This window comes from Enterobacter cloacae complex sp. 6730903 (assembly GCF_048283985.1).
GTDB classification, from domain to species: Bacteria; Pseudomonadota; Gammaproteobacteria; order Enterobacterales; family Enterobacteriaceae; genus Enterobacter; species Enterobacter hormaechei_C.
Genome location: NZ_JBLVXX010000011.1, coordinates 61174 through 79502, shown reverse-complemented (window position 1 = coordinate 79502; position 18329 = coordinate 61174). Strand labels below are relative to the sequence as shown.

At 56.7% G+C, this 18329-nt stretch carries 17 protein-coding genes and 1 other annotated feature; of the genes, 14 read left to right on the top strand and 3 right to left on the bottom strand.

The genetic code is table 11. The annotated features are described in order from the left end of the window. Window positions 1–4 precede the first annotated feature (4 nt). The 3 genes from dnaN to gyrB are packed head-to-tail and all read left to right on the top strand — an operon-like array spanning window position 5 to window position 4618. The gene (gene dnaN / locus ACNQ0W_RS08240) at window positions 5–1105 is read left to right on the top strand and encodes a DNA polymerase III subunit beta (RefSeq protein ID WP_417933184.1); all 1101 of its coding nucleotides are present in this window, start codon (window positions 5–7) and stop codon (window positions 1103–1105) included. After that, the gene (gene recF, locus ACNQ0W_RS08235; RefSeq protein WP_062933065.1) at window positions 1105–2178 is read left to right on the top strand and encodes a DNA replication/repair protein RecF; all 1074 of its coding nucleotides are present in this window, start codon (window positions 1105–1107) and stop codon (window positions 2176–2178) included. Before dnaN ends, recF begins: the two co-directional genes overlap by 1 nt. Window positions 2179–2206: 28 nt before the next feature. Further along, entirely contained in the window at window positions 2207–4618 is a 2412-nt protein-coding gene (gene gyrB / locus ACNQ0W_RS08230) for a DNA topoisomerase (ATP-hydrolyzing) subunit B (RefSeq protein WP_003861119.1), read from the top strand. Window positions 4619–4651: 33 nt separating this feature from the next. Here gyrB and ACNQ0W_RS08225 read toward each other — a convergent pair whose 3' ends face one another. Continuing rightward, complete coding sequence (locus ACNQ0W_RS08225) at window positions 4652–5587, bottom strand: LysR family transcriptional regulator (RefSeq protein ID WP_047729022.1); 936 nt, start codon at window positions 5585–5587, stop codon at window positions 4652–4654. A 113-nt stretch (window positions 5588–5700) separates the two neighbouring features. Between ACNQ0W_RS08225 and ACNQ0W_RS08220 the strand changes: the two genes are divergently transcribed. From ACNQ0W_RS08220 to ACNQ0W_RS08185, 8 genes are all read left to right on the top strand, one after another. Continuing rightward, window positions 5701–6726 (top strand): zinc-dependent alcohol dehydrogenase family protein, encoded by a 1026-nt coding sequence (locus tag ACNQ0W_RS08220; protein WP_062933066.1) that lies wholly within the window; start codon window positions 5701–5703, stop codon window positions 6724–6726. 113 nt (window positions 6727–6839) lie between these two features. Further along, complete coding sequence (gene yidA, locus ACNQ0W_RS08215) at window positions 6840–7652, top strand: sugar-phosphatase (RefSeq protein ID WP_023295661.1); 813 nt, start codon at window positions 6840–6842, stop codon at window positions 7650–7652. Between the two features lie 226 nt (window positions 7653–7878). Beyond that, complete coding sequence (gene dgoR, locus ACNQ0W_RS08210) at window positions 7879–8568, top strand: D-galactonate utilization transcriptional regulator DgoR (RefSeq protein ID WP_003861109.1); 690 nt, start codon at window positions 7879–7881, stop codon at window positions 8566–8568. Continuing rightward, window positions 8565–9443: a 2-dehydro-3-deoxygalactonokinase gene (locus ACNQ0W_RS08205; RefSeq protein WP_062933067.1), complete on the top strand. Its 879-nt coding sequence runs from the start codon at window positions 8565–8567 to the stop codon at window positions 9441–9443. The genes dgoR and ACNQ0W_RS08205 overlap by 4 nt, the downstream gene beginning before the upstream one ends. Beyond that, window positions 9427–10044, top strand: a complete 618-nt coding sequence (locus ACNQ0W_RS08200; RefSeq protein ID WP_062933068.1) for a 2-dehydro-3-deoxy-6-phosphogalactonate aldolase — start codon at window positions 9427–9429, stop codon at window positions 10042–10044. Before ACNQ0W_RS08205 ends, ACNQ0W_RS08200 begins: the two co-directional genes overlap by 17 nt. Further along, the gene (gene dgoD, locus ACNQ0W_RS08195) at window positions 10041–11189 is read left to right on the top strand and encodes a galactonate dehydratase (protein ID WP_417933183.1); all 1149 of its coding nucleotides are present in this window, start codon (window positions 10041–10043) and stop codon (window positions 11187–11189) included. Before ACNQ0W_RS08200 ends, dgoD begins: the two co-directional genes overlap by 4 nt. Before the next feature lie 117 nt (window positions 11190–11306). Then, window positions 11307–12644: an MFS transporter gene (locus ACNQ0W_RS08190; RefSeq protein WP_160863355.1), complete on the top strand. Its 1338-nt coding sequence runs from the start codon at window positions 11307–11309 to the stop codon at window positions 12642–12644. 51 nt (window positions 12645–12695) lie between these two features. After that, window positions 12696–13925 (top strand): DUF3748 domain-containing protein, encoded by a 1230-nt coding sequence (locus tag ACNQ0W_RS08185; RefSeq protein WP_074135702.1) that lies wholly within the window; start codon window positions 12696–12698, stop codon window positions 13923–13925. Here ACNQ0W_RS08185 and ACNQ0W_RS08180 read toward each other — a convergent pair. Then, window positions 13922–14254, bottom strand: a complete 333-nt coding sequence (locus ACNQ0W_RS08180; RefSeq protein ID WP_047050637.1) for a YceK/YidQ family lipoprotein — start codon at window positions 14252–14254, stop codon at window positions 13922–13924. The two genes, ACNQ0W_RS08185 and ACNQ0W_RS08180, sit on opposite strands and share 4 nt — an antisense overlap. A 247-nt stretch (window positions 14255–14501) precedes the next feature. Continuing rightward, window positions 14502–14576, top strand: a sequence feature (ROSE (Repression Of Heat Shock gene Expression) occurs in the 5'-region of heat shock genes and acts as an RNA thermometer to modulate expression.). Between ACNQ0W_RS08180 and ibpA the strand changes: the two genes are divergently transcribed. From ibpA to ACNQ0W_RS08165, 3 genes are all read left to right on the top strand, one after another. Further along, window positions 14570–14980, top strand: a complete 411-nt coding sequence (ibpA, locus tag ACNQ0W_RS08175; RefSeq protein WP_062933071.1) for a small heat shock chaperone IbpA — start codon at window positions 14570–14572, stop codon at window positions 14978–14980. (Overlaps the previous feature by 7 nt.) A gap of 136 nt (window positions 14981–15116) precedes the next feature. Next, complete coding sequence (gene ibpB / locus ACNQ0W_RS08170; RefSeq protein WP_062933072.1) at window positions 15117–15545, top strand: small heat shock chaperone IbpB; 429 nt, start codon at window positions 15117–15119, stop codon at window positions 15543–15545. Between the two features lie 191 nt (window positions 15546–15736). Beyond that, window positions 15737–17398, top strand: a complete 1662-nt coding sequence (locus ACNQ0W_RS08165) for a putative transporter (RefSeq protein WP_032103318.1) — start codon at window positions 15737–15739, stop codon at window positions 17396–17398. Here ACNQ0W_RS08165 and ACNQ0W_RS08160 read toward each other — a convergent pair. Continuing rightward, entirely contained in the window at window positions 17366–18112 is a 747-nt protein-coding gene (locus ACNQ0W_RS08160; RefSeq protein ID WP_017383690.1) for a GntR family transcriptional regulator, read from the bottom strand. The genes ACNQ0W_RS08165 and ACNQ0W_RS08160 overlap by 33 nt on opposite strands. Window positions 18113–18329: the final 217 nt, after the last annotated feature.

Sequence of the window (18329 nt, the reverse complement as noted above, 5' to 3'; positions counted from 1 at the left end):
CGCTATGAAATTTACCGTTGAACGTGAACATTTATTAAAACCGCTGCAACAGGTGAGTGGCCCATTAGGCGGCCGCCCTACGCTGCCTATTCTTGGAAACCTGCTGCTTCAGGTCGCGGACGGTACGCTGTCGCTGACCGGCACAGATCTGGAAATGGAAATGATCGCGCGCGTTACGCTGACTCAGCCGCACGACGCGGGCGCGACCACGGTTCCGGCACGTAAATTATTTGATATTTGCCGTGGGCTGCCGGAAGGCGCTGAAATCGCCGTGCAGCTGGAGGGCGACCGCATGCTGGTGCGCTCTGGCCGCAGCCGTTTCTCCCTCTCCACGTTGCCCGCTGCGGACTTCCCGAACCTGGATGACTGGCAGAGCGAAGTTGAATTTACTCTGCCGCAGGCGACGATGAAGCGTCTGATCGAAGCCACGCAGTTCTCCATGGCGCATCAGGACGTTCGTTACTACTTAAACGGCATGCTGTTCGAAACCGAAGGTGAAGAGCTGCGTACCGTGGCGACCGACGGTCACCGTCTGGCGGTCTGTTCTATGCCGATTGGTGATTCACTGCCGAACCATTCGGTGATCGTGCCGCGTAAAGGCGTGATTGAACTGATGCGTATGCTCGACGGCGGCGACACGCCGCTGCGCGTGCAAATTGGCAGCAACAATATTCGTGCCCATGTGGGCGATTTTGTCTTCACATCGAAGCTGGTAGACGGTCGTTTCCCGGATTATCGCCGCGTATTGCCGAAGAACCCGGATAAAACGCTGGAGGCGGGTTGCGACATCCTCAAGCAGGCGTTCGCGCGTGCCGCTATTCTCTCCAACGAGAAATTCCGCGGCGTACGTCTGTACGTGAGTGAAAACCAGATCAAAATCACCGCCAACAACCCGGAGCAGGAAGAGGCAGAAGAGATTCTGGACGTCACCTACGCCGGGGCTGAGATGGAAATCGGCTTCAACGTCAGCTATGTGCTGGATGTGCTGAATGCACTGAAATGCGAGAACGTTCGCATCCTGCTGACTGACTCCGTTTCGAGCGTACAGATTGAAGATGCCGCATCACAGTCGGCTGCCTATGTTGTCATGCCAATGAGACTGTAATGTCGCTCACCCGTCTGTTGATCCGCGACTTTCGCAATATCGAAAGCGCGGATCTCGCTTTATCCCCTGGCTTTAACTTCCTGGTTGGCGCGAACGGCAGCGGCAAAACCAGCGTGCTGGAAGCCATCTATACGCTCGGCCACGGCCGGGCGTTTCGCAGTTTGCAGATTGGTCGCGTGATTCGCCACGAGCAGGACTCTTTTGTTCTGCACGGGCGTTTGCAGGGCGCAGAGCGGGAAACCGCCATCGGCCTGACCAAAGACAAGCAGGGCGACAGCAAGGTGCGCATCGACGGCACCGATGGCCACAAGGTGGCGGAGCTGGCGCTGCTGATGCCGATGCAGCTGATTACGCCCGAGGGGTTTACTTTACTCAACGGCGGCCCCAAATACAGAAGAGCGTTCCTCGACTGGGGATGCTTTCACAATGAAGCCGGTTTCTTTAACGCCTGGAGCAACCTGAAGCGTCTGCTTAAACAGCGTAACGCCGCATTGCGCCAGGTCACGCGCTACGCCCAGCTGCGTCCGTGGGACATGGAACTCATTCCTCTTGCGGAACAAATCAGCCACTGGCGTGCCGAATACAGTGCAGGTATCGCCGAAGACATGGCCGACACCTGCAAACAGTTTTTACCCGAGTTCTCTCTCACCTTCTCTTTCCAGCGTGGCTGGGAAAAAGAGACGGAATATGCCGAGGTGTTAGAGAGAAGCTTCGAGCGCGAGCGCATGTTGACCTACACCGCGCACGGCCCGCACAAGGCGGATTTCCGCATTCGTGCCGACGGTGCGCCGGTGGAAGACACGCTGTCGCGCGGGCAGCTGAAGCTCCTGATGTGCGCGCTGCGCCTGGCGCAGGGGGAATTCCTCACCCGCGAAAGTGGGCGACGCTGCCTGTACCTGATAGATGATTTTGCCTCGGAACTTGACGACGCGCGGCGCGGGCTGCTTGCCAGTCGCTTAAAAGCCACGCAGTCGCAGGTTTTCGTCAGCGCCATTAGCGCTGAACACGTTATGGACATGTCGGACGAAAATTCGAAGATGTTTACCGTGGAAAAGGGTAAAATAACGGATTAACCCAAGTTGAAATGAGCGAGAAACGTTGATGTCGAATTCTTATGACTCCTCCAGTATCAAAGTCCTGAAAGGGCTGGATGCGGTGCGTAAGCGCCCGGGTATGTATATCGGCGACACGGATGACGGCACCGGTCTGCACCACATGGTATTCGAGGTGGTAGATAACGCTATCGACGAAGCGCTCGCGGGTCACTGTAAAGACATCGTGGTCACGATCCATGCGGACAACTCCGTGTCCGTTACCGATGACGGTCGTGGCATCCCAACCGGTATTCACCCGGAAGAGGGCGTATCTGCTGCGGAAGTGATCATGACCGTTCTGCACGCAGGCGGTAAGTTCGATGATAACTCCTATAAAGTTTCCGGCGGTCTGCACGGCGTAGGCGTATCCGTAGTAAACGCCCTGTCGCAGAAGCTGGAGCTGGTTATCCAGCGCGAAGGCAAAATTCACCGTCAGATCTACCAGCATGGCGTGCCAGAAGCGCCGCTGGCCGTCACGGGCGATACCGAGAAAACCGGTACCATGGTGCGTTTCTGGCCGAGCCTTGAAACCTTCACCAACGTCACCGAATTCGAGTACGACATTCTGGCGAAACGCCTGCGTGAACTGTCGTTCCTGAACTCCGGCGTGTCGATTCGTCTGCGCGACAAACGTGACAACAAAGAAGACCACTTCCACTACGAAGGCGGTATCAAGGCGTTCGTTGAGTATCTGAACAAGAATAAAACGCCGATTCACCCGAATATCTTCTACTTCTCTACTGAAAAAGACGGTATCGGCGTGGAAGTGGCCTTGCAGTGGAACGACGGTTTCCAGGAAAACATCTACTGCTTCACCAACAACATTCCACAGCGCGACGGCGGTACGCACCTTGCGGGCTTCCGCGCGGCGATGACCCGTACCCTGAACGCCTACATGGACAAAGAAGGCTACAGCAAAAAAGCGAAAGTCAGCGCCACCGGCGACGATGCCCGTGAAGGCCTGATTGCCGTGGTCTCCGTGAAGGTGCCGGATCCGAAGTTCTCCTCACAGACCAAAGACAAGCTGGTCTCTTCTGAGGTGAAATCGGCGGTTGAACAGCAGATGAACGAACTGCTGAGCGAATACCTGCTGGAAAACCCGTCCGACGCGAAAATCGTGGTGGGTAAAATTATCGATGCGGCGCGTGCCCGTGAAGCGGCGCGTAAAGCGCGTGAAATGACCCGTCGTAAAGGCGCGCTGGACCTGGCAGGCCTGCCGGGCAAACTGGCTGACTGTCAGGAACGCGACCCGGCGCTGTCTGAACTGTACCTTGTGGAAGGGGACTCCGCGGGCGGTTCTGCGAAGCAGGGCCGTAACCGCAAGAACCAGGCGATTCTGCCGCTGAAGGGTAAAATCCTTAACGTTGAGAAAGCGCGCTTTGACAAGATGCTCTCTTCTCAGGAAGTGGCGACGCTTATCACCGCGCTGGGCTGCGGCATTGGTCGCGACGAGTACAACCCGGACAAACTGCGCTATCACAGCATCATCATCATGACCGATGCGGACGTCGACGGCTCGCACATTCGTACGCTGCTGTTGACCTTCTTCTATCGTCAGATGCCGGAAATCGTTGAGCGCGGCCACGTCTACATTGCCCAGCCGCCGCTGTACAAAGTGAAGAAAGGCAAGCAGGAACAGTACATTAAAGATGACGACGCGATGGATCAGTACCAAATCGCGATCGCCCTTGATGGTGCGACCCTGCACGCAAACTCCAGCGCGCCAGCGCTGGCCGGTGAGCCGCTGGAGCGTCTGGTCTCTGAGTTCAACGCCACGCAGAAAATGATTGGCCGTATGGAGCGTCGCTATCCGAAAGCGCTGCTGAAAGAGCTGATTTACCAGCCGACCCTGACCGAAGCCGATCTGAGCAACGAGCAGACCGTCACCCGCTGGGTGAACACCCTGGTGAGCGAGCTGAACGAGAAAGAGCAGCATGGCAGCCAGTGGAAGTTCGACGTCCAGCAGAACGCTGAGCAGCAGTTCGAGCCGATCGTCCGCGTGCGTACCCACGGCGTCGATACCGACTACCCGCTGGAGCACGAATTTGTGACCGGTCCGGAATACCGTCGTATCTGCACCCTTGGCGAGAAGCTGCGCGGCCTGATCGAAGACGACGCGTTCATCGAACGTGGCGAACGTCGTCAGCCGGTAGCCAGCTTCGAACAGGCGCTGGAGTGGCTGGTGAAAGAGTCCCGTCGTGGTCTCTCTATTCAGCGTTATAAAGGCCTGGGCGAAATGAACCCGGATCAGCTGTGGGAAACCACCATGGATCCGGAAAGCCGTCGCATGCTGCGCGTCACCGTTAAAGACGCAATCGCAGCGGATCAGCTGTTCACGACCCTGATGGGCGATGCGGTTGAACCACGTCGCGCCTTCATCGAAGAGAACGCCCTGAAAGCGGCGAATATCGATATTTAATCGTCGCTTTACGACAGCATAACTGGCCGCGCTTCAGCGCGGCTTTTTTATGGACGCAGGAAACTCCAGCGACATCACTGCCGGTAAACGTTTGACCAGCATATCTATGGCAATTCTTACCCTTAGCGGCAGGTGTGGCGTCTGCTGCCAGACGGCATGAACGTCGAAGCGTACATCCGGGGCCTGCTTTAAGAGCGGGGCAAGGTTTCCCTGATGAATTTCTTTGATGACCATCCAGCAGGGTAGCCATGCAAGGCCGTGGCCGGCCAGCGCCGCGTCGCAGATCGCCTGCAAATCATCCATATTGAGCGATGAGCGGGGAATAAACGTGCGCGACGTGCCATCGTAATCCATCAGCTGCCAGGGTAGGACTCTGCCCGCACGCGTGTAGTTAATGGCCGTATGCTGGCGTAGATCATCAACGGTTTGCGGCTGGCCATTCTTAAACAGGTAATCCGGCGCGGCGCACAGCACCATCCGGTGCTCACCCAGCCTTCTGGCGACCAGCACGCTGCTGTCAGCCAGAGCGCCATTGCGCACCGCCATATCAAACCCTTCTTCCACGAGATCCACGACGCGGTCGCTGAAGGACATTTCAAGCTCAAGCCCGGGATGCTCCTGCGCCAGCTCTATTAGCAGCGGGGCGATACACTGGCGACCAAACAGCACCGGCACGGCAACACGTAGCCGACCATTGACCTGATGTTTTCCGGTTTCAAGCTGCGATTCAGCGCCACGGATCTCCTCCAGCGCGCGCAGGCAGCGTTCATAAAAAAGCGCGCCGTTATCGGTCAGCCTCTGACTGCGGGTGGTCCGATGAAACAGACGAACCCCCAGCCTCTCTTCAAGACGAGCAATGCTTTTTCCTACCGCCGAGCGCGACAAATGCAGTCGGACGGCGGCCTGGGCAAAACTTCCTGCCTCAACGGAGGCAACGAAAACGGGAATATCTTTCAGCGTATCGGTCATGGACGGATTGTGTCAATTTGGTCATCAATGAAGGGAAAACTTATCGCCACTGGCGACGCTGAGTCAACGGTAGACTGTCAGAACTGAAAATCATCTGATGACAGGAGAAAAAAATGACTGAAACAATGCAACGCTGGTCAATGGATGCCCTTGGTCGTGAAAGCCTCAGGCTCGTTCAGGAGCCTGTTCCACAGCCAGGCCCGGGGGAGGTTCGCGTAAGGGTTAAAGCCGTTGCGCTCAACTACCGGGATAAAATGGTGATTGAAGGCACGATGCCGATTCCGCTTTCCTTCCCGTTTACTCCAGCATCTGACATGGCAGGCGTGGTGGACAGCATCGGCGAAGGCGTTACGCGTTTCAAGCCCGGCGCACGCGTCATCTCAACCTTCTTCCCGGAATGGATCGACGGCAAGCCGCAGGCAGACGCGCGCGATTTGCCCTATAAAACGTCCGGTGGATACTTCCAGGGCATGCTGGCCGAATATGTGATTGTGAGTGAAAATGCGCTGGTGGCGTCCCCGGAAAGCCTGGATGACGCTGAGGCCAGCACGCTTCCTTGCGCGGGGCTCACCGCCTGGTTTGCGCTGGTGGAACGTGGTCAGCTGCGCGCCGGGCAATCGGTGCTGGTACAAGGGACGGGCGGTGTGGCGCTATTCGCTTTGCAGATAGCAAAAGCGCACGGCGCAGAAGTTATTGTTACGTCGGGGAGTGATGAAAAACTGGCGCGGGCCAAAAAGCTGGGGGCCAGCCAGGGCATCAACCGGCTGAAAGGCGACTGGGCAGAAGATACGCTGGCGCTCACGCAGGATCGCGGCATCGACCATATTATTGAAACCGTGGGTGGGGAGAACCTGAGACATTCCCTGCGCGCCGTTGCCGTTCATGGGCGGATATCGGTCATTGGCGTGCTGGCCGGGACAGAAATTTCTCTGCCTGCAAGCGAGCTGTTGCTGAAATCTCCCGTCATTCAGGGGATTGGGGTTGGACACCGCCGGGCGCTGGAAGATTTTGTCCGTGCTGTTGATGTCACGGAGTTAAAACCGGTGATTGAGCATCGCTACCGCTTTGACGAGCTGGAACAGGCGCTTGAACATCTGGATCGCGGTGCGTTTGGCAAAATCGTTCTCACCCGCGAGTGAGTTCCCGTTCCCGGGATAAACGTAAAAGGGGCTTTTTGTTGCGCAAGGTAGCTCTATTTTTGTGTGCTTAATCGCGTTAGCATGAGGTAGCACTCATTTATCCCGGGGACCTCATGGCTATCAAACTCATTGCAATCGATATGGACGGCACGCTGCTGCTGCCGGACCACACTATCTCTCCTGCCGTTAAAAATGCGATCGCCGCCGCACGCGAAAAAGGCGTGAACGTGGTGCTCACCACCGGACGCCCGTATGCCGGGGTGCACAGTTACCTGAAAGAGCTGCACATGAACCAGCCTGGCGATTACTGCATCACCTATAACGGCGCGCTGGTGCAAAAGGCAGCCGATGGCAGCACGGTGGCGCAAACTGCACTGAGCTATGATGATTACCGGTTCCTGGAAAAACTCTCCCGCGACGTGGGCTCTCACTTCCACGCGCTCGATCGCAATACGCTTTACACCGCCAACCGCGATATCAGCTACTACACGGTGCACGAGTCCTACGTAGCAACCATTCCACTGGTGTTCTGCGAAGCGGAGAAAATGGACCCGGCGACCCAGTTTCTGAAAGTGATGATGATTGATGAACCTGCGGTTCTCGACAAAGCCATCTCACGCATTCCGGCTGAGGTAAAAGAGAAATACACCGTGCTGAAAAGTGCACCGTACTTCCTCGAAATCCTCGATAAACGCGTCAATAAAGGCACGGGCGTCAAATCGCTTGCCGATGCGCTGGGCATCAAGCCTGAGGAGATTATGGCGCTGGGCGACCAGGAAAACGATATTGCGATGATCGAATATGCGGGCATGGGCGTGGCGATGGATAACGCCATCCCGTCGGTAAAAGAAGTGGCGAACTTCGTGACCAAATCTAACCTGGAAGATGGCGTTGCCTGGGCGATCGAGAAATTCGTTCTGTCGTAACAAGTGCTTTGAAAGATTAGCCCTGGTTATTAACCGGGGCTTTTTTTGGCCCTGAATTTATCGAATTGTTCTTTTTGTGATCTGGATTGTAGTACAACATTAATTGATTGTACTACATTATCACCACAGCAAAGGCGGAAGGCCTCACGTTTGTACTGCAAAAGTGAGGCGAAATTCAGCGGTCGCGGTAAAGTAGTGATGGACTTACAGAGCACAAGGACTCTCCATGACACTCAATAAAACCGATCGCATTGTCATCACGCTGGGCACCCAGATTGTGGGTGGCAAATACGTTCCCGGTTCGCCGCTACCAGCAGAGGCGGAACTGTGCGAGGAGTTTGAAACCTCGCGCAACATCATCCGGGAAGTGTTCCGCTCGCTGATGGCGAAGCGGCTGATTGAAATGAAGCGCTATCGCGGCGCGTTTGTGGCGCCGCGTAACCAGTGGAACTACCTCGATACTGACGTTCTGCAATGGGTACTGGAAAACGACTACGACCCACGGCTCATCGGCGCGATGAGCGAAGTCCGAAATCTGGTGGAACCGGCCATCGCCCGCTGGGCGGCAGAGCGCGCAACGTCAGGCGACCTGGCACAGATTGAGTCGGCTTTAAACGACATGATCGCCAATAACCAGAATCGGGAGGCGTTCAACGAAGCGGATATTCGCTACCACGAAGCGGTATTGCAGTCGGTGCATAACCCGGTTTTACAGCAGCTTAGCGTGGCGATCAGCTCGCTACAGCGAGCAGTATTTGAACGTACCTGGATGGGCGATGAGGCCAACATGCCGAAAACGCTTCAGGAACATAAAGCGCTGTTCGATGCGATACGGCATCAGGACGGCGATGCGGCAGAGCAGGCGGCGCTGACCATGATCGCCAGCTCGACACGAAGGTTGAAGGAAATCACATGACATCACGCTACATCGCAATTGACTGGGGATCGACCAATCTGCGCGCCTGGCTCTACCAGGATGAGCAGTGCCTGGAAAGCAGGCAATCAGAAGCAGGTGTGACGCGCCTGAACGGTAAATCCCCCGCAGCGGTGTTAGCAGAGGTGACACAAAACTGGCGCGACGGTACAACGCCAGTGGTGATGGCCGGAATGGTCGGCAGTAACGTGGGCTGGAAGGTCGCGCCTTACCTGTCAGTTCCGGTGCATTTCACCGCCGTTGGCGAGCAGTTAACGTCCGTTGGCGACAATGTCTGGATTATTCCCGGTTTATGCGTCTCTCGCGACGATAACCATAACGTGATGCGCGGCGAAGAGACGCAGCTGCTCGGGGCGCGCACCCTTTCTCCTTCTTCTGTCTACGTCATGCCCGGGACGCACTGCAAATGGGTCCAGGCGGATGCTGAGCAAATTCATGATTTCCGCACCGTGATGACCGGCGAACTGCACCACTTGCTGCTTAAGCATTCGCTGGTGGGGGCCGGTTTGCCGGAGCAGACCCCTTCGCCGGAAGCGTTTGCCGCCGGGCTTGAGCGCGGGATCGCCTCCCCTGTCGTTTTGCCGCAACTTTTTGAGGTTCGCGCCTCGCACGTGCTGGGAAATCTTCCGCGCGAACAGGTCAGCGAATTTCTGTCCGGCCTGCTGATTGGCGCAGAAGTCGCCACCCTGAGCGACGCGTTCGCCGGGCAGCAGGCCATCACGCTCGTCGCGGGTTCATCGCTGACGTCTCGTTACCGCCAGGCGTTCCACGCTATCGGACGGGATGTTGCTGCGGTGGAAGGCGACACGGCATTTCAGGCAGGCATAAGGAGCATCGCTCATGCAGTGGCAAACTGAACTTCCCCTGATCGCGATTTTGCGCGGTATCACGCCCGGTGAGGCCTTAGCGCACGTTGGCGCGGTGATCGACGCCGGGTTCGACGCGGTGGAAATCCCGCTCAACTCCCCGGAGTGGGAAAAAAGCATTCCGGCAGTTGTGAAGGCGTTTGGTGATAAGGCGCTGATTGGCGCTGGCACCGTATTACAGCCGGAGCAAGTGGATGAACTGGCGAAAATGGGCTGCAAGCTTATCGTCACACCGAATATCAACCCCGAGGTGATCCGCCGGGCGGTGGATTACGGCATGACCGTCTGCCCGGGTTGCGCCACGGCCACAGAAGCCTTTGCCGCCCTCGATGCGGGCGCACAGTCTCTCAAAATTTTCCCGTCGTCGGCCTTTGGTCCGGATTACATCAAAGCGCTGAAAGCGGTCTTACCCGCCAGCGTGCCGGTCTTTGCCGTGGGTGGCGTCACGCCGGAAAACCTGGTGCAGTGGATAAAAGCGGGCTGTGTGGGCGCCGGGCTGGGCAGCGATCTCTATCGTGCAGGTCAGCCCGTTGAGCGTACCTCACAGCAGGCGGCAGCATTTGTGAAAGCGTATCGAGAGGCAGTGCAATGAAAATAACCAAACTCACCACGTACCGTTTACCCCCGCGTTGGATGTTCCTGAAAATCGAAACCGACGAAGGCGTGGTTGGCTGGGGCGAGCCGGTGATTGAAGGCCGTGCGCGCACCGTTGAAGCCGCGGTTCACGAGCTGGGCGAATACCTGATTGGCCAGGATCCGGCGCGCATCAACGACCTGTGGCAGGTCATGTACCGGGCGGGATTTTACCGTGGCGGTCCGATCCTGATGAGCGCCATCGCCGGTATTGATCAGGCGCTGTGGGATATCAAAGGCAAAGTGCTGAATGCCCCGGTCTGGCAATTAATGGGCGGCCTGGTGCGCGACAAAATCAAAGCCTACAGCTGGGTGGGCGGTGACCGCCCTGCGGAAGTGATCGACGGTATCCGGCAACTGCGCAACATCGGTTTTGACACCTTCAAACTCAACGGCTGCGAAGAGATGGGCGTTATAGACAACTCGCGCGCGGTAGACCGGGCGGTGAACACCGTGGCGCAAATCCGCGAGGCTTTCGGCAACGAGATTGAGTTTGGTCTGGATTTCCACGGCCGCGTCAGCGCGCCAATGGCCAAAGTGCTGATTAAAGAGCTGGAGCCGTATCGCCCGCTGTTTATCGAAGAGCCGGTGCTGGCCGAGCAGGCGGAATACTATCCGAAACTGGCTGAACAGACGCACATTCCCATCGCGGCGGGGGAACGCATGTTCTCGCGCTTCGAGTTTAAACGCGTGCTGGAGGCGGGCGGCATTGCGATCCTGCAACCGGACCTCTCCCACGCGGGCGGCATCACCGAATGCTACAAAATTGCCGGAATGGCAGAAGCCTGGGATGTGGCGCTGGCGCCGCACTGTCCGCTTGGACCGATTGCGCTGGCGGCCTGCCTGCACGTCGACTTCGTCTCCCGCAATGCGGTGTTCCAGGAACAAAGCATGGGCATTCACTATAACGAGGGCGCGGAGCTGCTCGACTTTGTGAAAAACAAAGAAGACTTCAGCATGGAAGGCGGTTTCTTTAAACCGTTAACGAAGCCGGGCCTTGGCGTGGAGATCGATGAAGCCAAAGTCATTGAGCTGAGTAAAAGTGCGCCGGACTGGCGTAACCCACTGTGGCGTCATGAAGACGGTTCCGTAGCCGAGTGGTAAATCGCCGGATGGCGCTACGCTTATCCGGCCTACTTTCTCGTAGGCCCGGTAAGCGAAGCGCCACCGGGCAAAAAAAACGTACATAGAAAAAATATAACCCTCTGTAAATTACAGGGCATGGTGAGCGGCTTCGCTATGCCCAAAATCTGGAGACAGATTGCGATGGATATTCCAGTTACTGCTGCAAAAACCGGGCGTCGTCGTTACCTGACGCTGATCATGATCTTTATTACCGTGGTCATCTGTTATGTCGACCGCGCCAACCTTGCCGTGGCATCGGCTCATATTCAGGAAGAGTTTGGCATCACCAAAGCGGAAATGGGCTACGTCTTCTCGGCGTTTGCCTGGCTGTATACGCTCTGCCAGATCCCGGGCGGCTGGTTCCTTGACCGCGTGGGTTCACGTCTGACCTACTTTATCGCTATTTTCGGCTGGTCCGTGGCGACCCTGTTCCAGGGCTTCGCCACCGGGCTGATGTCGCTGATTGGCCTGCGCGCCATCACCGGGGTGTTTGAAGCGCCCGCGTTTCCGACCAACAACCGCATGGTGACCAGCTGGTTCCCGGAACATGAGCGAGCCTCTGCCGTCGGCTTTTACACCTCCGGGCAGTTTGTTGGTCTGGCGTTTCTGACGCCGCTGTTAATCTGGATCCAGGAGCTGCTGAGCTGGCACTGGGTGTTTATCGTCACCGGCGGGATCGGCATTATCTGGTCGTTAATCTGGTTTAAGGTGTATCAGCCGCCGCGCCTGACCAAAAGCATCTCCAAAGCCGAACTGGACTACATCCGCGACGGCGGTGGCCTGGTGGACGGCGATGCGCCCGTGAAAAAAGAGGCGCGCCAGCCGCTGACCAGAGCGGACTGGAAGCTGGTCTTCCACCGTAAGCTGGTGGGCGTGTATCTGGGACAGTTCGCGGTGACCTCCACGCTGTGGTTCTTCCTCACCTGGTTCCCGAACTATCTGACCCAGGAAAAAGGTATTACCGCGCTGAAGGCAGGCTTTATGACCACCGTACCCTTCCTTGCGGCGTTTTTCGGCGTCCTGCTCTCGGGCTGGCTGGCGGATAAGCTGGTGAAAAAAGGTTTCTCGCTGGGCGTTGCGCGTAAAACGCCGATTATCTGCGGACTGCTGATCTCTACCTGCATCATGGGAGCGAACTACACCAACGATCCGGTGTGGATCATGACCCTGATGGCGGTAGCGTTCTTCGGAAACGGTTTTGCCTCTATCACCTGGTCGCTGGTGTCGTCGCTGGCGCCGATGCGTCTGATCGGCCTGACCGGTGGCGTGTTTAACTTCGTTGGCGGCCTGGGCGGGATCACCGTACCGCTGGTCATCGGTTACCTGGCGCAGGACTACGGCTTTGGTCCGGCGCTGGTGTATATCTCTGCCGTGGCGCTGATCGGCGCGCTCTCCTACATCCTGCTGGTCGGCGACGTTAAACGAGTAGGCTAATCCCTTCGGATGTTTTACCCTGATGCGATAACCGCGCATCAGGGTATTTCCATGAAACAAATCACCTTCGCTTCCCGCAACCACCAGCTCACCAACATCAACGTCTGGACGCCAGACAGCCAGTGGCTTGTCTATGATGTCCGCCCGTCAGGCGCGTCGTTTACCGGTGAAACCATTGAGCGGGTCAATGTCAGTACGGGCGAGGTTGAGGCGATCTACCGTGCGACTGACGGCGCGCATGTCGGCGTGGTGACCGTTCATCCGGCGCAGGACAAATATGTTTTTATCCACGGCCCGAAAAACCCGGATGCAGACTGGCACTACGATTTTCATCATCGCCAGGGGGTGATTGCGCACAATGGTCAGGTGAGCAATCTTGATGCGATGGATATCACCGCGCCTTACACCGCAGGCGCGCTGCGTGGCGGCAGCCACGTCCACGTTTTTAGCCCGAACGGGCAGTTCGTCAGCTTTACCTACAACGACCATGTGCTGCACGCGCGCGATCCGCAGCTGGATTTGCGTAACGTCGGGGTGGCGGCGCCTTTTGGTCCGGTAAACCCACAGGGGAACCATCCGCGGGAATATGCCGGAACCTTCTGGAGCGTACTGGTAAGCCGTACAACGCCGAACCCGAAACCGGGCAGCGATGAGATCAACCGCGCCTACGAAGAGGGCTGGGTGGGCAACGACAGGCTAGCGTTTATCGGCGATACGGTGTCTGCGAAAGGCGAGAAAGTGCCCGAACTGTTTATTGTCGATCTCCCCAAAGACGAGCAGGGCTGGAAACGGGCGGGTGATGCGCCGTTGCAGGGGACGCCGGATACAATGCCCGCGCCGCCTGCGGGCGTCATGCAACGCCGCCTTACCTTCACCCACCAGAAGGCGTATCCGGGGCTGGTGAACGTGCCGCGCCACTGGGTGCGCAGCAATCCACAGGGAACGCAGATTGCGTTTTTAATGCGGGACGATAACGGCGTTGTGCAGCTGTGGCTTATCTCCCCTGAGGGCGGCGAGCCGCGCCAGCTGACCCACGCTGAGCGTGATATTCAGTCAGCCTTTAACTGGCATCCTTCCGGCAACGGGCTGGGATTTGTGCTTGCAGGCCGCATTGCCTGCTGCGATGCGCAGACCGGAGAGGTGACGTTTGTGACGTCCGATCACGGCAATCCGCCGTCTGCTGACGCTGTGGTGTTTTCCCCGGACGGACGATTTATTGCATGGATGGAAGAGAAGGACGGTTTCCGCCAGCTGTGGCTAACGGAAACCGCACAGAATTAGCGTGGAGGCATCGCTGCGGGCGGGATGACGGAATTGGTCGCCAGCTTTTCCTGCTCGCTTTTCTCAACGCGCGAACGCACTGAGCTGTCGGTGCGGAACATATCCCACGGCAGCAAAAGCGTATCGGCAACCGCCGTAAACGGCATATCAAGAATCGCCAGAGATTTGGTACCCCAGTTTGTCTCATCATCAGAGATCATTGCGGCACTGGCGCGCGTCCCCGGATATGTTCCTTCTTTACCGCCGGTGTGCGACATCACGCTCGAACACCCGCAAAGTAAAACAACCCCGCTGAACGTCGCCAGCTTAATCAGAACATTTCTCATCATCACTCAGTCATCATTAGTAGCACGGCATTAACCTGCAACTCAGGGTTATAGCGAGGCGCGTCCAAAATGGATAGCTCAAAACTCCCGCACTGTGGTCGCCATCGCAATTTAACCCTTTGTGCTGTGCCCCTGAGTCTATGCGACAACCAGCAAAGTGCAAAAAAATCTCACATCAACAGTCTTGAAAAGGCCGTATCCAGACCCATTTTAAGAATGTAACCCGATAACGGACACGCCTGATGGGTGTTCGGGGAAGCAGAAGCCTGTCCATGGTGGAAGGCTACATTTTCTCGCTGATTTCAGGAGCATTTATCTATGCGTAATTTCGATCTCTCTCCGCTATACCGTTCTGCCATTGGTTTTGATCGTCTGTTCAACCACTTAGAAAACAACCAGAGCCAGAGCAACGGCTATCCTCCTTACAACGTTGAACTGGTTGACGAAAACCACTATCGCATTGCGATTGCTGTTGCCGGTTTCGCAGAGAGCGAACTGGAGATCACCGCGCAGGACAATCTGCTGGTGGTGAAAGGCTCCCATACGGGCGAACAGAAAGAACGAACCTACCTCTACCAGGGTATCGCAGAGCGCAACTTTGAACGCAAGTTCCAGCTGGCTGAGAACATCCACGTCAAGGGCGCGAACCTGGTGAACGGCCTGCTGTTTATCGAACTGGAACGTGTGATTCCGGAAGAGAAAAAACCGCGTCGTATCGAAATCAACTAATTAAGCGGGTCGCGGCTGCGGCCCATCTGAAATTGCTTGCCGTAACGGGAGCATATGCGAATCCGCAAGGGTTTGCAGGTACAACTGTGCACAAAATTAAACTGTGCCGAACTCGCTTCTCAGAAGGAGATTTAGTATGCGTAACTATGATTTTTCTCCCCTGCTGCGTCAGTGGATCGGTTTTGACAAACTGGCTAACGCGCTGCAAAGCGCAACCGAACAGCAGACCTTTCCGCCGTACAACATCGAAAAAAGCGATGATAACCACTACCGCATCACGCTTGCGCTGGCCGGATTCCGCCAGGATGATCTCGACATCCAGCTTGAGGGTACGCGCCTGACCGTGAAAGGGTCACCGGAAAAACCAGACACCGAGACCAAATGGCTGCATCAGGGGCTTGTCACTCAGCCGTTTAGCCTGAGCTTTACTCTGGCAGACCATATGGAAGTTTCTGGCGCGACGTTCACTAACGGGCTGCTGAACATTGACCTCACCCGTAACGTGCCGGAAGCCATTGCGCCTCAGCGCATCGCCATTAGCGAACGCCCGGCGTTGAACAGCTAAACCACGTTTTTGCCGCGAGGCAAACCTGCCGATCCTGTAGGTCGGGTAAGGCTCAGCCGCCACCCGACTCGCTCACAGATGCCATGAAGCCCTGCCCCGGCAGGGCTTTTTTGTGCGCCATCGCCCATACAACCGCCGTCAGCTCTGAGAGAATCCTTAGCATAACTATGGTTATACACAGGATGTGGATCATGAGTGATATCGCGTTAACCGTTAGCGTGTTGGCCCTTGTCGCGGTAGTGGGGCTATGGCTGGGGAATATCAAAATCCGCGGCGTCGGATTTGGCATCGGCGGGGTGCTGTTCGGCGGGATTTTTGTCGGCCATTTTGCCGACCAGCTTGGGTGGGTACTCAGCGCCGATATGCTGCATTTCATCCAGGAGTTCGGCCTGATCCTCTTTGTGTATACCATCGGTATTCAGGTGGGGCCGGGCTTCTTCGCTTCCCTGCGCGTCTCCGGTTTACGCCTTAATCTCTTTGCCTTCGGCATCGTCGTGATGGGTGGGCTGGTTACCGCCATTCTGCATAAACTCTTCGCGATTCCGCTGCCCGTTGTGCTGGGCATCTTCTCCGGCGCCGTCACGAATACGCCCGCGCTCGGGGCGGGCCAGCAAATTCTGCGCGATCTGGGTATCCCTGCTGATGTCGTCGATCAGATGGGGATGAGCTACGCCATGGCCTATCCGTTTGGCATTTGCGGTATTTTGCTCTCGATGTGGCTGGTGCGCGTGCTGTTCCGCGTTAACGTCGAGCAGGAGGCAAAAGAGCATGAAAGCACGCTGACCAACGGCCATGCGCTCATTAAAACCATCAACATTCGCGTCGAAAACCCCAACCTGAACAATATGGCGATTCAGGATGTTCCCATTCTGAACAGCGCGACCATTATCTGTTCCCGCCTGAAACGTGATGAAACGCTGATGGTGCCTTCACCTGACACCCTTATTCAGCACGGCGATCTCCTGCATCTGGTAGGGCAACCGGCGGATTTAAACAATGCCCGGCTGGTGATTGGTCAGGAGGTGGATACATCACTCTCAACCCGTGGAACGGACATGCGCGTGGAGCGCGTGGTAGTGACCAATGAGAAGGTTTTGGGCAAGAAAATACGCGATTTGCAGGTTAAAGAGCGTTATGACGTGGTGATCTCCCGGCTTAACCGCGCCGGTGTCGAGCTGGTGGCCAGCCAGGATGCCAGCCTGCAATTCGGTGATATTCTCAACCTCGTCGGGCGTCCCTCATCCATTGATGCCGTAGCGGACATGGTGGGCAACGCACAGCAAAAACTCCAGCAGGTGCAGATGCTGCCGGTCTTTATCGGCGTCGGGCTTGGCGTCATGCTTGGCTCCATCCCCCTGTACGTGCCCGGCTTCCCGGTGGCACTGAAGCTGGGTCTGGCAGGCGGGCCGCTCATTATGGCGCTGATCCTCGGGCGTATCGGCTCTGTCGGCAAGCTCTACTGGTTTATGCCGCCGAGCGCTAACCTGGCGCTGCGGGAGTTGGGCATCGTGCTGTTTCTGGCGGTGGTGGGGCTGAAATCCGGCGGCGATTTTGTCGATACCCTGGTGAACGGCGAAGGGATGAGCTGGGTAGGATACGGCATATTTATTACCGCTATCCCACTGATAACGGTCGGATTACTGGCGCGTATCTTCGCTAAAATGAACTATCTCACGCTGTGCGGCATGCTGGCTGGCTCCATGACCGATCCGCCCGCGCTGGCGTTCGCCAATAACCTGCACGCCACCAGCGGCGCGGCGGCGTTGTCCTACGCCACGGTTTATCCGCTGGTGATGTTTCTTCGCATTATCACCCCGCAGCTACTGGCGGTGCTGTTCTGGGGGATGGGCTAATAAGTCTTCCGGGTGGATACGCCGCAAATGGTAGTCCACCTGGTAATCGCTGGTGTTCCGGAACATCACGGAATAATTGAGGAACTCGCCGCTGTCGCTGTAGGAAAGGGAGGTGATGCGCAGCAGCGGCGTCTGTTCCGGCACATTCATATAACCGGCCAGCTGTTTATCTGCCAGCACCGGCGTCAGGCTCTCGTAGTTGCCGCTGATGGTGATCCCGCATTCCTTCTCGATGTAATCAAACTTAGACCCTTCGAGATGCGCCAGGGAAAGATTGCGGAACAGCTTCACCGGCATAAAGCTGTCCTCCAGCATCAGCGGTTTTCCGTCAACGTAACGCACCCGCCTTGAAAAATAGATCCGCTCATCAACCTGAATCCGCAGCTGGCTGGCGATGGCGGGCGGCGCGGGCATCACTTCAAACTGCAACACCTTGCTCTGCACTTCTTTCCCCTGCTGGCGCAATACCTCCACCAGCCCGGTCAGGTTAGTCGTTTCATGATGAACGTCTTTGCGCGCCACGAACGTCCCGCTGCCGTGTCGACGTTCAACCAGCCCCCAGCTTACCAGCAGATCCAGCGCCTTGCGGATGGTCATCCGGGCTACGCCAAACTCTTTTGCCAGCGCTTTTTCTCCGGGTAACGGACTGCCAATGTTGTAGTCCGAGGAATTCAGCCGCAGCCGTAGCCGATCGGCAATTGATTTGTAGATCACCAGTAGACCTCTCTGCGCACATCATGGCGTGGAATACGTCTTAACTTGTCCATGTTTAGTTTAAAAAGTAGACCTGATTGGTCAAATTAAAACCATGAATGCGATCACGAATCGCAGCGGCATACCATGTTGCCGCATCAGTAAGTTCTTATGCTCACCTCAGGCCAGTAAAAAACCATAAAGGCCTCTATCCCCTACAGGTTGTTTCATGAGGATT